Raw genomic sequence first — 13,548 nt, 5'->3', positions numbered from 1 at the left:
CCGCGCGTTGTCGTTGTCGGTTCCGTCAGTTCTTTTTCGGCGTGTAGAACGGGTTCGACACGTCGCGTGCGGCGGCGAACACCGCGTCGCGATGCGGCAGTCCTTCCATCGCCGCGACGATCGCGTTGCGGCATGCGCGGTAGTTGTTCTCGAACACGGCATCGAGATCGTCGGTCTGCGGGTTCACCCAGTTCGCCGACACGACGACCCAGTCGTTCTCCGCTTCGGGCGGCAGCGTGCCGTTCTCGAGCGCTTCGGCCACGGCCTTCGCGATGCCGGCCTGCGACGCGCCCCACGTCGCATTGCCGTGGAAGTCGCCGGCGATCTGCGCCTTGTTCACGTACAGCGTGAGCGGCTTGGTCGGTACGCCCGGCTGCGCGATCACGACGAACGGCGCATGGCCGGCCGACGGCGTCGCGAGCGCGGTCGCGAACGCCTGGCCCGCCGGGCCGTTGCGCGGGCCGACCAGCACGTTGATGTGCGCGAGGTTGACGCCGGGGCCTTCGAAGCCTTCGCCGATGTAAAGCTGCCTGGATTGGGATGCGGTCATTGCAATGTCTCGTCCATGAGGTTGGGTGTGAGGCGATTGTGGTGGGCCGCGATGCGGCCGGTGAATCGATGTTTCCTGATCGAGGTATGAGTTTTCGTCGTCTCCGGGAAAGCCCCGAGCCCGGCACGCGGCCGCCCGCCGGGCGGCCCGCGGCGGCCGTCGCGACGAGCGGCGGCGCACCGGCGGCGAACGGGCGCCCGCGTACCGGCTCCGGGTTTGTCATACCCGGGCAGGGGTTGGAGGGCCGCGTGCATCCGGACAACAATCGGCGTACTCCGAGCCCTATCTTTCGTGTTCCCTTCCATTTTCGAAAGCGAGTAATTCCGATGGCTGCCATTGAGAAATCTGGCGCGCTGCGCCAGCCCCCCCGGGTGGAGCCCGCACTCCTGGGCGCCTCGTCCGGAGTGGAGAGCCCGGGGCGGCCCGGCGTTTTCTCGAAGCCCGACTGGTCGAAACTGACGTCGCTCGACCCGGAGCTGATCCGCGCGTTCGTCGCGGTCGTCGAAAGCGGCGGCTTCACCGCGGCGGCCCGGCAACTGCATCGCACGCAGTCGACGATCAGCCTGCGCATCCGCACGCTGGAGGAGCGGCTCGACACGCACCTGTTCATGCGCAACAGCCGGCGGCTCGAACTGTCGCGCGACGGCGAGAATTTCCTGATCCACGCGCGGCGGATCATCCAGGTGCAGAACGACGCGATCCGTGCGCTGAAGCAGGCGAGCAGCGATCGCGGCATCGTGCGCTTCGGGCTGCCGGAGGACTACGCGGAGCTGTGGCTGCCCGACCTGCTGAAGTCGTTCTATGCGCTGCGGCCGGGCGCACGCCTGCACGTGCATTGCCGCACGTCGCTCGAACTGATCGAGCGGCTGCAGGCCGGCGAGCTCGACGTCGCGCTCGTCGTGCGGCACGGACCGAACGCCGGTGGGCGGCTGCTCGGCCGTCACGACGTCGTGTGGGCCGCGCATCGCGATTTCGCGCTCGAGCCGGATGCGTCAGTGCCGCTCGCGCTGTTTCCCGAGACGTGCTGCTACCGGCAACGCGGGCTGCAGGCGCTCGCGACGGCCGAGCGGCCGTATCACGTCGTCTATACGAGCCAGAGCCCGACCGGCATCAAGATCGCGGTGAACCACGGCGCGGCCGTGACGATGATCGATCGCTGCACGCTGCCCGAGAACTGGCGCGTGCTCGACGAGGCGGACGGGCTGCCGCCGCTGCCGGCGGCCGATCTCGAACTGCATCGCTCGCCCGGCATCTGCGATCCGCTGACCGACGATCTCGTCTCGCTGATCGAATCGATGGTCGACGAGCGGCGGCGCGCGTCGCTCGCGGCGTTCGCGTAACGCGGCGCCCGCGACGCGGGCGATGCCGCCGGCATGGCGCGCGGGGCGCCATCCCGGCGCGCATGCCGTTTTTTGCACGGCTACCCCGTTTTTTTGCACGGCGTTGATACGGTCTTTTCTAAGCTGGGGACGTGTCGAACAGCGGGGACGGCTTCCGTCGGTGCCGATGACCTCGTTTATCCCTTTCCCCGCCCGATGTCGCCGATGGCCGTTCGCGCGCCGGTTGCGGGTCGCGGCTCGCGCTCGTCGAGCCGGGAACGGCGATTGCTCGGTTAATCCGCCGCCGATTTGCCGGCCGCCGTGCTGTCCGCCGGCCGGCGACGGTGGCCGTTTGTGCGCTGCGTCGAACGCGGCGCTACCCCGAACAGGGAGGGCCCATGTACCTTACGGAAGAAGTGCGTATTGCGCGCCCGGCTGCCCGTCGCGCGCATGCCGCGGCGTTGCCGTCGGGCAGGCAGCTTGCCCGGCAGTTGATGGTGACGGTTCGCGCGGCGGACGTGCTGCTGCGCCAGGCGATTCGCATGCCCGATCGCCATCAATGGTCGGTCGACGCCGAGCGCGTCGATGCGGCCGGCGGCCCGCTCGCCGCGTGGGATTCCCACGTGACGTTCCGCATCGTCAAAGTATTCGCGCCGGCGCTCGATGCGCACGCGTGCGCGGCCGACCCCGATCAAGTGGCGGTCGAAATCCGATTGTTTCTTCCCGAACAGGCTTACGTCGCCGAGCGGCGCATCGGCATCTTCGGCCGGCGGCACGGCCAACGCTTCAGCGCGACGCTGTCGGTCACGGCCGGTTCGCAGTGGGGCGGCCGGCGCAGCGAGCGCGTTCCGCCGGCAGGGCGGCACGTGCACGGCGACACGCTGGAAGCGCTCGTCGATACGGTGGCCGGCATCGTCAATGCGGCGCTGGGCGTGGCCGCGCATGGCGCGAGCGGCCATGGGTGACGCCGCGGCGAGCGGGCGCCGCCGGGCTCAGGCGTCGCCGGCCTGTCCGGTCTGCCGTTGCAGGTCTTCCATCAATTGTTCCGCGAGGAAGTCGCACGGCGGCCGTTTCGACTTGGTGCTGCGCGCGAGGATCAGCTCGAGCGGCGGCAGGTCGGGCAACCCGTGCGAGCGGCCGAGCATCGACAGTTGCGCGGGAATCGCGCAGCGCGCGAGCGGCGCGACCGCGAGGCCGGCTTCGACCATGCTGAGCAGCCCGAGCAGGCTCGGGCTTTCATACGACGTGCGGTACGGCACTTTCGCGCGTTCGAGGCTGCGGATCGCGTTCTCGCGCGCGACGCTGCCCGGCATGAACACCGCGATCGGCAACGGCCGTTCCTCCCAGACGCGCGGCCCGTTCGTCATCGCCGCCCATGCCATCGGCTCGTGGCGGATGAAGTCGCCGGTGAGCCCCTTGATGCGCGTCCCGCATACGAGATCGACGGTGCCCTCCTTGATCAGCGGCGCAAGCGCGCTGCTCGGCAGCCCCATCACCTGGATCTCGACCTTCGGATAGGTCGCGGAGAATTTCTTCAGCACCGACGGCAGCAGCGACGAGGCATAGTCGTCCGGCACGCCGATCACGACCTTGCCGGTCACCTCCGGCCGCACCACGGCCGCCCATGCCTCGTCGCGCAGCGCCAGCATTCGTCTGGCGAATCCCAGCAGCACCTCGCCCTCGCGCGTCAGCACGATGCTGCGCGGCTTGCGCACGAACAGCGGCCGGCCGATTGCATCTTCCAGGCTCTTGATCTGCATGCTCACCGCCGACTGCGAGCGGTTCACGGCCTCGGCCGCGCGGGTCATGTTGCCGGTTTCCGCGACGGCGACGACGGTGGCCAGTACGTCGTGATCGAGCATCTTCATGGGTATCAGGAAAACTGAACGTAACGATCAGCATTATGCGTTTTTATTGTTGCTGCGTGTCTGCCATAGTGCCATCACGTTTGCGCATCGCCCGAGCATGGCGCGGCGCTCGGGCCGGACGATCCGGCGTGCGGGACTGAACAGGAAAGCGTGGTGAATCGATGATGGACCATCCGTTGCGCGCCGCACTGGCCGCGGAATTGCATGCCCGGCCGTTCCTGCGGCTCGCCGAAGCGGTGTCGCTCACGCATTACGCGATCTATGCTGACGGCCAGCCCGACATCCACGAAACGCTGCTGCACGCGCTGTGCCGCGACACGGGCATCGACGCGCCGCATGAAGGCGCGACGCACTACGCGGTGCGCTCGCCGTGCGGCTGGCACCTGAAGTGGGAGCGCCATACCGAATTCTCGACCTTCACGTTCGTCGCGCCGCGTCGCGACACCGGCTATTTCGACGATGTCGCGATCGCCGGCATCCCGGCCGCGTGGTTCGCGCGGCTGGCCGGCATCCGCTTCGTCGCGGTGCGGATGGAGCTGCTGTCGGGCGACGCCGCGCGGCTCGCGTGCGGCGATCTGCGGCGCTGGATCGACGGGCCTGTGCTCGTCGGCAGCCGCGTGCTCGGCGGCGGCAAGGTGTTCTGCGACTGGCACGTGCGCGACGACGGCTTCATGCGCTTTCTCGTCGTCGACGAGGATTTCCGCGAGGAGCAGGGCGGCCGGCTGTTGCAGCGTCTGTACGAAATCGAGACGTACCGGATGATGGCGCTGCTTGCGCTGCCGGTCGCGCGCCGGATGAGCCGCGAGCTCGACGAGATTCACGCGGCGCTGCATGCGTTGATGCAGCGGATGGACGCGAGCGGCGCCGACGGCGACGACGCGGCGCTGCTGGTCAAGCTCACGCATCTCGCGGTGCGGGTCGAATCGTTGTCGGGATCGGGGGCGCGCTTCAGCGCGTCGCGCGCATACGAAAAGCTCGTGCTGGCGCGCATCCAGGAGTTACGCGAGGAGCGCATCGAAGGGATGCCGACGATCGCCGAATTCATGGAACGGCGCTTCGCGCCGGCAATGGAAACGTGCCGCAGCGTATGGGCGCGCCACGAACAGATCGCCGCGCGGATCGCGCGTGCGGTCGACCTGCTGCGCACTCGCGTGAATCTCGCGCAGGAAAAGGACGTCACGCGGCTGCTGGCCGGCATGGAGCGCACCGCGCGCAATCAGCTTCATTTGCAGCACGCGGTCGAAGGGCTGTCGGTGGCCGCCATTTCGTACTACGTGCTGTCGCTCGCGACGGCGGCGTTCAAGGCACTGCACGTGATGAACCTGCCGGTCGATCCGGAGCTGGCGGAAGGGCTGCTGATCGCGCCGGTCGTGTTCGCGGTGATCCACATCACGCGGCGCACGCGTGCGCAGCTTGCGCGGTCCGAGGCGGCGCATGGCGGGGAGCCCGTGCATGCGGTCGCGTTGAAGCGGGCCGGCTAGAACAGACGACATATCAAAGCAAAGGAGTGGAGATGACTTTCGTGCAAACGCAACACGCATGCTTCAGCGGTATCGATGCCTTCGACGAACCGGCCCAGGATGAAACCGGCGCACCGGAAGACGTGCGCGTGAGCTCGTATCAGGCCGTGCTGCAGGAGCCGACGACGTCGCTCGTCGGCGGGACGATCGATCGGCCGGAGGTCGCGGCGGTGGCGATCCTCGGGTACAACTGACGCGCGTTTCCTGCGCGTCGTATCGACGTAGCGCGGGCGTTGCGTTCGAGTGAAACGGTGTGGTCGTCCCGGCCTGACGACGGCGCTGGCGATGGCGTTCGCGGTGGCGTGAGCGCATGACGTCGCGCTATAGTCGTGCGATGCCCGCCGCGGGTGCCGCACGCCCGGCGATCCATTCACTCACGCGTTCGCCCGATGACACCCCATCCCGACGTCACCCTGCAATTGACCGATACCGGTCAACCGGCTGCCCGAGACTTCATCAGCCGCAAGCTCGGCGAATTCAACCATGCGATGACGGGGCGCGCCGATGCATCCGCACTCGACATCTACGTGACCGACTCCGCGACCGGCGAGGTATTGGGCGGCCTCACCGGCCGGACGTCGCTTGGCCTGTTCTTCATCGACCTGTTCTATCTGCCCGACTCGCTGCGCGGCGGCGGCTTCGGCAGCCGGCTGCTGCGCGAGGCGGAAGCGGAAGCGAAGCGGCGCGGTTGCGCGCGTGCGGTGCTGTACACGATCTCGTTCCAGGCGCCGGATTTCTACCGGAAGCACGGTTACGAGACGTTCGGCGAAGTGCCGTGCGAGCCGGAAGGCGCGGCGCGCGTGTTCATGGTCAAGGTGCTTTGAGCGGCAGCGGGCAGCCCGCCCGATCGCTATGCGACCCGGTACGCGCGCCGGCGACGGGGAGTACGGCGGTAGCCGAGCCCCACGCGGCGAGTTCGCGCTTCGTGCGCACGCCGAGCTTTGCGAATGCGCGCTTCACGTACGACTCGGCCGACGCGACGCGCACGCCGAGAATCCCGGCGGTTTCCGGCACGGTCTTGCCGGAGAGCAGGTGCTTGCAGGTTTCGTATTCGCGTTTCGACAGCTTCACGCCGTCGGCCGCGAGCCGCGCATCGAATTGCGCGAGCGGATGGACGTCGGGCGTCGCGTGCGCGATGCGCCGCGCGGCGGTGGTCGACGCATGCAGTTCGAGCAGCGGAAACAGCATGTCGCTGATGCTGCGGAAGCGGTTCATCTCGGCGAGCGTGAACGGCGGCCGATCGCGGCCGCGCTCCAGTGCGATCGAATGCTGCGAATAGCGCGTGCCGCGCGCGAGCACGCATTCATGCCCGATATGCACGTCGTCGAACAGCCGCTGGCGGAATTCGCCGGGCGGAATCGCCGCGATGTCGCGCACGACGAGCATCGTGCCCGTCTTGCCGCGCAGCCCCGCGAACAGCGGGTCGCTGTCGAGAAAGCGCTCGTAGTAGAGCGTCATCACGTCGGAGATGTCGGCGGACGCGGCGCCGATGCCGCTGCTGCCGATCCATTCGCAACGGTAGCCGGTGGGCATCGTGCCGTCGACGCGCGACCGTTCGACGTGCGCGACGTCGAGCGGCACGATGTCGTTCAGCAGTTGCGTGAGGCGCGGCACGAAATGCGGCGTGCCGACCGTCTCGATCAGCTCGCCCAATGTCTTGAACGATACGTTGAAGCGATCGTCGTCGCGGTGGGAGGCGTTCACGTTGAGCAGCATGCGGTTACCGAGGGCCTGTTCCGCCCATGATGCACGTTCCGCCGATACGAAAAAAGCCTGTGTGGGGCCGGGCATCGGAACGGCCGCCCGCAAGCCCGTCGTTGGCGGAAGCAGGCCTTGAAGCGGCTGGATTCTAGCGCTTGCCGCGACGGACGTCATCAGGGGGAAATACCGGCAGGCGTCTGCCGATCCGCTCGCCCCGTAAAACGTCGCGGGTCATTCCGAAGCGGGCATGCGGGAGCAGTGTAAGCGAGGAACCGTGCCCCTGCCGTTTTCAATCGAGCGACATACGGTTCCGACGACTTCCCCGAGCACGGACGACCTGCCGCCGCGCGCATGCATGGGCCAAGTCAAGACGCGCGACTTCGGAGGAGCGCAAACGGCCGGCGGGCAACGTGAGGATCGTCGGAATCGATACCGATACATGCGCGTCGCCGACTGTGCAGTCGGCTATCCTCACGACCATCGCACGCGATGGGTTTCGGCGGTTGCAGCGCCGCACGGAAGCAGCGATCGAGCAGGGCGGCGCAAATGCGCCGCCCTTGTGCGTTCATGCGTCGATGCGCTCCACCTTGCCGACGAGCAGCCCGTACGACAGGCTGCCCGCGAGCGCCATCGCGGCGATGTAGGTGATCGCGCGCGAGAAGTCAGCGCCGTCGACCAGCAGCCCGATCACGATCGGCGTCGCGATCGCGGACAGGTTGCCGATCAGGTTGAATACGCCGCCCGTGAGGCCGAGCAGCCGCGCGGGCGCGAGCCCCGACACGAGCGACCACGTGATCGACGCGAAGCCGTTGCCGAAAAAGGCGATCGTCATGAACGCGATCACCCAGCCGGTGGAGCTCACGTAGTTCGCGCCGATGATGCAGGTCGAGATCAGCAGCCCCGAGATGATCGGCAGCTTGCGCGCGAAGCCTTGCGAGGCGCCGCGCCGCATCAGCCAGTCCGACAGCACGCCCGAGCAGAGCACGCCGACGAACGCGGCGAGGAACGGCAGCGACGCGAGGAAGCCCGACTTGATGAAGTCCATCCCGCGATACTTGACGAGATAGGTCGGAAACCACGTGAGGAAGAACCACAGCGTCGAATTCAGCGCGAACTGGCCGACGTAGATGCCCCACAGCTTGCGCCGGCCGAGCACGACGCCGAGGTCGCGCCACGTCGACGGCGTGCGTTCGCTGCGCGCCGCGACGCGGTCCTCGAGATCGACGAGCCCGCCGCCGTCGCGGATCAGCGCGATTTCGGCCGCATTGACGCCGCGAAACGCGCGCGGCTCGCGATACACCGCGTACCAGATCGCGGCCCACGCAATGCCGGCGAGGCCGGTCGCGACGAACACCATGTGCCAGCCGAGACGCGCTTGCAGCCACGCGAGCACCGGTGTGAGGAACGCGAGGCCGACGAATTGCCCCGACGTGTAGCCGCCGATCGCGCTTGCGCGCTCGCGGGTCGGGAACCACGTCGTCACCACGCGGTTGTTGATCGGGTAGGCCGGCGCTTCCAGCGCGCCGACCGCAAGACGCAGTACGATCAGCCCGACGAACGAACCGGCGAAACCGAGCAGCAGCGTCGCGGCGGACCACAGCGCGAGCGCACCCGCATACAGTACGCGCGGCGACACCTTGTCGACGAGCCAGCCGCCCGGAATCTGCATCAGCGCATAGGTCCAGCCGAACGCGGAGAACACGAGGCCCGCGCGGACCGGATCGATGTTCAGCGCCTTGAACAGCTCGGGCGCCGCGATCGACAGGTTGCTGCGGTCGAGATAGTTGATCACGACGGTGACGAACAGCAGCGCGAGGATCAGCAGCCGCTTGCGGCTCGGCGGCGTGGTGGGAGCCGCGCCCACGGTTGCGCGGGCGGCGGATTCGGATGAGGCGCCGGTGTGCGCGGACGGCCGCGCGTTCGGGGTGGCATGGGTGCGTGACGCGGATTGGGCCACGGTCGTCTCCTGTGTTCTATGCGCCGCCCGGCGCTCGCGAACGAGGCGGCCGAATCGAATGGCGTTGGGCCGAACGTTAGAACCGTGGTGCGGCGTGCGTCAACATTTGGGCAGGCATCCCTATTAATGGGACGTTTGACGCTCAATATGTGGGAACGGGCGCCGACAGGCGTGTGTCGGCGTCGTCACGAACGAGAGCGGCCAGGCGACCGTTCAGCCGCGCGTGCCGTCGTCGCGATAGCCGTTCTTGCCGACGAAGATTTCCTTCAACGCGGCGCGCAGCGTAACCGGATCGTATTGGCCTGGCGCGAGATGAATCACGTAACGCGTGTGGCCGTCGAGACGTGCGGCGATGCCCGGCTCGATCTCGACGTCGATCGTATCGTCCGTCAGCCGGACCGACAGATCCTTGACGCGCAGGTTCAACTGGTCGCGCACCATCACTTCGATCAGCGTGTCGTCCGGAAAGCGCGACAGCGCGAAGCAATAGTCCTGCTCCGCATCGTGACAGTAGATGTTGGCGAAGCTTTCGTCGTCGTCGAGGTCGGACGTGGCCGCGCCGACGGTAGCGTGAAGTTCCATGAACGAAGTTCCTGCCGAAGGGTTAGGTATGAGTGCGAGCGTGCGTCGTCGTGTCGACCGCAGCCGCGCCGCCGGGCATCGCATCGGCGTGCGCGTCGCGCGCCTTCAGCCACAGCCCGAATTCGCGCATGACGTCGACCACCGGCCGCAGACGGTCGCCGTCCGCGGTGAGATCGTACTCGACGCGCACCGGCACTTCCGGATAGACGGTCCGCCGCACGAGCCCCGCGTCTTCCAGCGCGCGCAGGTCGAGCGTCAGCATGCGCTGCGAGATGCCCGGCATGTCGCGCCGCAGGTCGCTGAAGCGGCGCGGCCCGTCGAGCAGATACGACACCAGCAGCAGCCGCCAGCGGCCGCCGAGCAGGCGCATCGCTTCTTCAACGGAACATCCTGTCGCACTCGTTTTCATCGTGCCGAATCCTGGTCGGTAAATTTTTTGTGACTACGGCACAAACGACTGCCGTCTTCCCGGCGCTGCGCCGATGCGAGATATTAGCGCCCGCGTCGCGGCGAATCGATACATGGACCACTCACCAAGGAACCGCATGAAGCTCTATCACGCTCCCGGCAGCTGTTCGCAGGCGATCTGCATCGTGCTGCGCGAAGGCGGATTCGACGCCGAGATCGTCAAGGTCGACGCGCGCAAGCATGTCGTCGAAGACGGCCGCAACTACTACGACGTGACCGAACTCGGCTACGTGCCGCTGCTCGAACTCGACGACGGCACGATGCTGCGCGAAGGGCCAGTGATCGCCCAGTATCTCGCCGACCAGCGCCCGGAAGCCGCGCTTGCGCCCGCTTACGGCACGCTCGCGCGCTACCGGCTGATGGAATGGCTCAACTTTCTCGCCACCGAGATCCACAAGGGCTTCATCCCGCTGCTGTATGCGGTGCAGGCGGGGAAGTACGTGGAGCCCGTGCGGCAGAAGCTCGACGGCCGCTTCGCATGGATCGACCGCCAGCTCGACGGCAGGACGTTCGTTACCGGCGACACGTTCACGGTCGCCGATGCGTACCTGTTCGCGCTGACCGGTTGGGGCAAGGCCGACTGGATGCGCTCGGTGTACCACGCGGATATCGACCTGAGCCGGCATGCGCATCTGCGCGCATGGTACGAGCGGGTGCGCGAGCGGCCGGCCGTGCAGCAGGCGTTGCAGGCCGATGCACGGCCGAACGCGGCCTGACGCGTTCAGCGCGCCAGCGTCAACGCCAGATACCCGGCATAACCCGCGCCGTTCGCGAGCAACGCCCAGGTTGCAAGCCCGCGCGTGTGCGCGTTGACGCGCAGCCAGGCCGCGGCCGCGAGCGTGATGATCACGCCGGTCAGCACTTCGGGGCGCGGCTCCCACGGCGTCAGCATGATGCCGATCGCCGGCAGCAGCGTGCCCTGGAACACCATCGCGCCGGTGATGTTGCCGAACGCGAGCGTGTCCTTCCCACGGCGGATCCACAGCACGCTATTGACCTTCTCGGGCAGTTCCGTCGCGATCGGCACGATGATCAGCGACAGCAGCAGCGCCGACACGCCGAGCACGTGCGATACGCCTTCCACGCCGTGAATGAAGCCCTTCGCCCCGCCGACCAGCAGCGCGACGCCGATCAGCAGTTGCAGCACGATCGTCGCCAGGTTGGTCGGCAGGCCGACGCGCGACAGGAACATCGCGTGCGGCGCCTCGGTGCCGTGCCCGGCATCGACGAGCCCGGTCGACGCGCGGAACGTCATCGCGACGTACATCGCGTAGAGGCCGACCAGCATCGCGGCGAGCAGCGCGCGCACGGCCCAGTTGTGATGCGGAACGAACATCGCGACGGTTGCCAGCGAGAACGCGGCGAGGAAGGTGTTCATGTCGCGCACGAAGCCCGTGCGTTCGGGTGCGATCGTGCCGCGCAGCCCGCGCGAGCGGATCACGGCGAGCGTCATCAGGAACGTGGTGAGCGTCACCAGCATCAGCGGCGCGCCGAGAATCGCGCCGACGCCGATCTCCTCGTTCACGGCCTGGTTCGACGTGCCGCCGGCCAGCGCGAGCAGCGGCACCATCGTTTCAGGCAGCGCGGTGCCGACGGCCGCGAACAGCGAGCCGGTCACGCCTTCGGAAATCTTCAGGCGTTCGCCGAGATGTTCGAGCGCATTGGTGAAGACCTCGGCCGCGACGAGGATGACGACCAGCATAAACGCCAGTTCGACAAACATGAAGGTCATGCGGCACCTCCGCAGGCAGCGGTGGCGTGAGGGAAGCGAACGGGGAGGAACATGGGGACTCCGTGGTCGGACGCTGACGAACCATGGCACATCCGCCGCCGTCCGACCAGGAACGACGCGATGTGCCGATGGTCTCGCCAAGCCGATCGGCCGAACGCGCCACGGCCGCAGGCCGAGTGTGTTGACGCGTTCGCTTTCCGGGGGACGGAAAGCAGGCTACTCCCCAAAGACGGAAAGCAGTCTAGCCGAGCGGTTTTCTTTCGACAAGCCTTCGTCTCGAAAAAGATACCCCTCCATATTATAGGGGCTGCCTTTAGGAGATATACTCCCCTACCCTATACAGGAGCCATCGATGAGTCATACCGTTCGCGAAAAACAGAAGCTGCTGAACCGCGTGCGCCGTATCAAGGGACAGGTCGAAGCGATCGAGCGGGCGCTGGAAGACGAGCGCGGCTGCAACGACGTGCTGCAACTAATCACGAGCTGCCGCGGCGCGATGAACGGCCTGCTGGCCGTCGTGCTGGAAGACCACATCCGGTCGCATCTCGTCGATGCGGACACGCCCGACGCACACGAAGGCAGCGCGACCGAGCAGCTCATCGATGTCGTCCACAGCTATTTCAAGTAAGCGGATCGGAACATGAACGAATTCAAGAGCCCGGCGACCGGCGGCGTGCACAGTCACGCGTTTCTGGGCACCGCCCATGCGCAGAACGAGCGGAAGACGTGGATGGTCATCGGCCTGTGCTCGGCGATGATGATCGCCGAGATCGTCGGCGGCACGCTGTTCGGTTCGCTCGCGCTGGTCGCCGACGGGCTGCACATGTCGACGCACGCGGGCGCGATGCTGATCGCGGCGCTGGCCTATACCTATGCGCGCCGGTACGCCGACGATCCGCGCTTCGTGTTCGGCACCGGCAAGCTCGGCGACCTGGCCGGTTTCACGAGCGCGATCGTGCTGGCGATGATTGCGTTGCTGATCGGCTATGAGGCGATCGCGCGGCTGCTGGCGCCGGTGCCGATTCGCTTCGACGAAGCGATTCCGATCGCCGTGCTGGGGCTCGCCGTGAACCTCGCCAGCGTGTGGCTGCTGAGCGGCGATCACCATCACGGGCATCGTCATGGTCACGATCATCCGCACGACCACGACCACGACCATGACGACGCGCACCACGCGCATCATGGTCACGCTTCGCACCCGGCTGCGCATCGCGACCACAACATCCGGTCGGCCTACGTTCACGTGATCGCCGACGCGGCCGTGTCGGTGCTGGCGATCGTCGGCCTGCTGCTTGCGCGCGCGTTCGGATGGGTCTGGATGGACCCGCTTGCAGGCATCGTCGGCGCGCTGGTGATCGCCAACTGGGCGTACGGGCTGATACGCGATACGGGTGGTGTCCTGCTCGACGTCAACGTCGATCGCAAGCTGACGGACAACGTCCGCCGCGCGATCGAGGCGCTTGGCGACAAGGTCAACGATCTCCACGTGTGGCGCGTCGGCCCCGGGCACATGAGCGCGATCGTGTCGGTCGAATCGGGCGACGCCGCACGCGATGCACGTTTCTACCATGCGTTGGTCGCGCGCTTCGACGGCGTGTCGCACGTGACCGTCGAAGTGACGACGCCTGCGAAGGCGGCCTGATCGTGGCCGTGAAATCGCCGTGTATCGACCTGTGCGCATTCGACGGCCGCACGGGTTTTTGTGTCGGCTGCCTGCGCACGCGCGACGAGGCGCGCGACTGGAAGAAGCTGACCGACCATCGCCGCCACCAGATACTCCACGACCGTACGCGCCGGCAGGCGAAACTCCGGCGCGACGACGCGCAATAGCAAGGGCGCACGCGCTGCCGA

Annotated in this window: 16 protein-coding genes and 1 riboswitch; of the genes, 9 read left to right on the top strand and 7 right to left on the bottom strand. The window is 67.3% G+C overall.

The genetic code is table 11. From position 1 onward, the window contains the following. Positions 1–25 precede the first annotated feature (25 nt). Complete coding sequence (fae, locus tag WS89_RS27190) at positions 26–550, bottom strand: formaldehyde-activating enzyme (protein ID WP_059501795.1); 525 nt, start codon at positions 548–550, stop codon at positions 26–28. 371 nt (positions 551–921) lie between these two features. Between fae and WS89_RS27185 the strand changes: the two genes are divergently transcribed. Together WS89_RS27185 and WS89_RS27180 are read left to right on the top strand one after the other, a co-directional pair. Continuing rightward, positions 922–1,890 carry a LysR family transcriptional regulator gene (locus WS89_RS27185; protein ID WP_257128249.1) on the top strand — a complete coding sequence of 323 codons (969 nt, stop codon included), beginning with the start codon at positions 922–924 and terminating at the stop codon, positions 1,888–1,890. Positions 1,891–2,267: 377 nt separating this feature from the next. Next, positions 2,268–2,834: a hypothetical protein gene (locus WS89_RS27180; protein WP_059794992.1), complete on the top strand. Its 567-nt coding sequence runs from the start codon at positions 2,268–2,270 to the stop codon at positions 2,832–2,834. Positions 2,835–2,861: 27 nt separating this feature from the next. Here WS89_RS27180 and WS89_RS27175 read toward each other — a convergent pair whose 3' ends face one another. Continuing rightward, positions 2,862–3,737, bottom strand: coding sequence for a LysR family transcriptional regulator (locus tag WS89_RS27175; RefSeq protein ID WP_034205597.1), 876 nt, complete (start codon positions 3,735–3,737; stop codon positions 2,862–2,864). A gap of 161 nt (positions 3,738–3,898) precedes the next feature. Between WS89_RS27175 and WS89_RS27170 the strand changes: the two genes are divergently transcribed. The 3 genes from WS89_RS27170 (at position 3,899) to WS89_RS27160 (ending at position 6,081) form a co-directional block, all read left to right on the top strand. After that, positions 3,899–5,218 (top strand): DUF3422 family protein, encoded by a 1,320-nt coding sequence (locus WS89_RS27170; RefSeq protein ID WP_059501797.1) that lies wholly within the window; start codon positions 3,899–3,901, stop codon positions 5,216–5,218. Positions 5,219–5,250: 32 nt separating this feature from the next. Then, entirely contained in the window at positions 5,251–5,451 is a 201-nt protein-coding gene (locus tag WS89_RS27165; protein ID WP_059501798.1) for a hypothetical protein, read from the top strand. A 195-nt stretch (positions 5,452–5,646) separates the two neighbouring features. Continuing rightward, on the top strand, positions 5,647–6,081 hold the full coding sequence (locus WS89_RS27160; RefSeq protein ID WP_034205594.1) for a GNAT family N-acetyltransferase: 435 nt from the start codon (positions 5,647–5,649) through the stop codon (positions 6,079–6,081). On the opposite strand, the gene WS89_RS27155 is transcribed toward WS89_RS27160, so the two are convergent. The 4 genes from WS89_RS27155 to WS89_RS27140 all read right to left on the bottom strand — a co-directional run bounded on the left by WS89_RS27155 (position 6,068) and on the right by WS89_RS27140 (position 9,906). Then, positions 6,068–6,973 carry a helix-turn-helix transcriptional regulator gene (locus tag WS89_RS27155; protein WP_059794990.1) on the bottom strand — a complete coding sequence of 302 codons (906 nt, stop codon included), beginning with the start codon at positions 6,971–6,973 and terminating at the stop codon, positions 6,068–6,070. The two genes, WS89_RS27160 and WS89_RS27155, sit on opposite strands and share 14 nt — an antisense overlap. A gap of 550 nt (positions 6,974–7,523) precedes the next feature. Next, positions 7,524–8,915, bottom strand: coding sequence for an MFS transporter (locus WS89_RS27150; protein WP_059794988.1), 1,392 nt, complete (start codon positions 8,913–8,915; stop codon positions 7,524–7,526). 213 nt (positions 8,916–9,128) lie between these two features. Next, the gene (locus WS89_RS27145) at positions 9,129–9,497 is read right to left on the bottom strand and encodes a hypothetical protein (protein ID WP_059505583.1); all 369 of its coding nucleotides are present in this window, start codon (positions 9,495–9,497) and stop codon (positions 9,129–9,131) included. 22 nt (positions 9,498–9,519) lie between these two features. Next, positions 9,520–9,906, bottom strand: coding sequence for a winged helix-turn-helix transcriptional regulator (locus tag WS89_RS27140; protein WP_059794987.1), 387 nt, complete (start codon positions 9,904–9,906; stop codon positions 9,520–9,522). 136 nt (positions 9,907–10,042) lie between these two features. Here WS89_RS27140 and gstA point away from each other — a divergent pair, with 136 nt between their 5' ends. Beyond that, a complete protein-coding gene (gstA, locus tag WS89_RS27135) occupies positions 10,043–10,681 on the top strand; it encodes a glutathione transferase GstA (protein WP_059794985.1) in 639 nt (212 codons plus the stop codon). Between the two features lie 5 nt (positions 10,682–10,686). Here gstA and WS89_RS27130 read toward each other — a convergent pair whose 3' ends face one another. Then, positions 10,687–11,697, bottom strand: a complete 1,011-nt coding sequence (locus WS89_RS27130; RefSeq protein WP_059794982.1) for a sodium:calcium antiporter — start codon at positions 11,695–11,697, stop codon at positions 10,687–10,689. A 59-nt stretch (positions 11,698–11,756) separates the two neighbouring features. Beyond that, a riboswitch (yybP-ykoY riboswitch) is annotated at positions 11,757–11,934 on the bottom strand. A gap of 115 nt (positions 11,935–12,049) precedes the next feature. On the opposite strand from WS89_RS27130, the gene WS89_RS27125 reads away from it, so the two are divergent. Genes WS89_RS27125 through WS89_RS27115 form a run of 3 tightly spaced genes read left to right on the top strand, consistent with a single transcriptional unit; the run spans position 12,050 to position 13,527 of the window. Continuing rightward, positions 12,050–12,325 carry a metal/formaldehyde-sensitive transcriptional repressor gene (locus tag WS89_RS27125; protein WP_012338822.1) on the top strand — a complete coding sequence of 92 codons (276 nt, stop codon included), beginning with the start codon at positions 12,050–12,052 and terminating at the stop codon, positions 12,323–12,325. Positions 12,326–12,337: 12 nt separating this feature from the next. Then, positions 12,338–13,339, top strand: a complete 1,002-nt coding sequence (dmeF, locus tag WS89_RS27120; protein WP_059794979.1) for a CDF family Co(II)/Ni(II) efflux transporter DmeF — start codon at positions 12,338–12,340, stop codon at positions 13,337–13,339. 2 nt (positions 13,340–13,341) lie between these two features. After that, on the top strand, positions 13,342–13,527 hold the full coding sequence (locus WS89_RS27115; protein WP_059794977.1) for a DUF1289 domain-containing protein: 186 nt from the start codon (positions 13,342–13,344) through the stop codon (positions 13,525–13,527). Positions 13,528–13,548 lie beyond the last annotated feature (21 nt).

The sequence above is a fragment of the Burkholderia sp. MSMB1072 genome, assembly GCF_001524725.1.
In the GTDB taxonomy this organism is placed as follows: domain Bacteria; phylum Pseudomonadota; class Gammaproteobacteria; order Burkholderiales; family Burkholderiaceae; genus Burkholderia.
The sequence above is the reverse complement of the archived record's forward strand: the minus strand, read 5'-3'. Positions and strand labels throughout refer to the sequence as shown.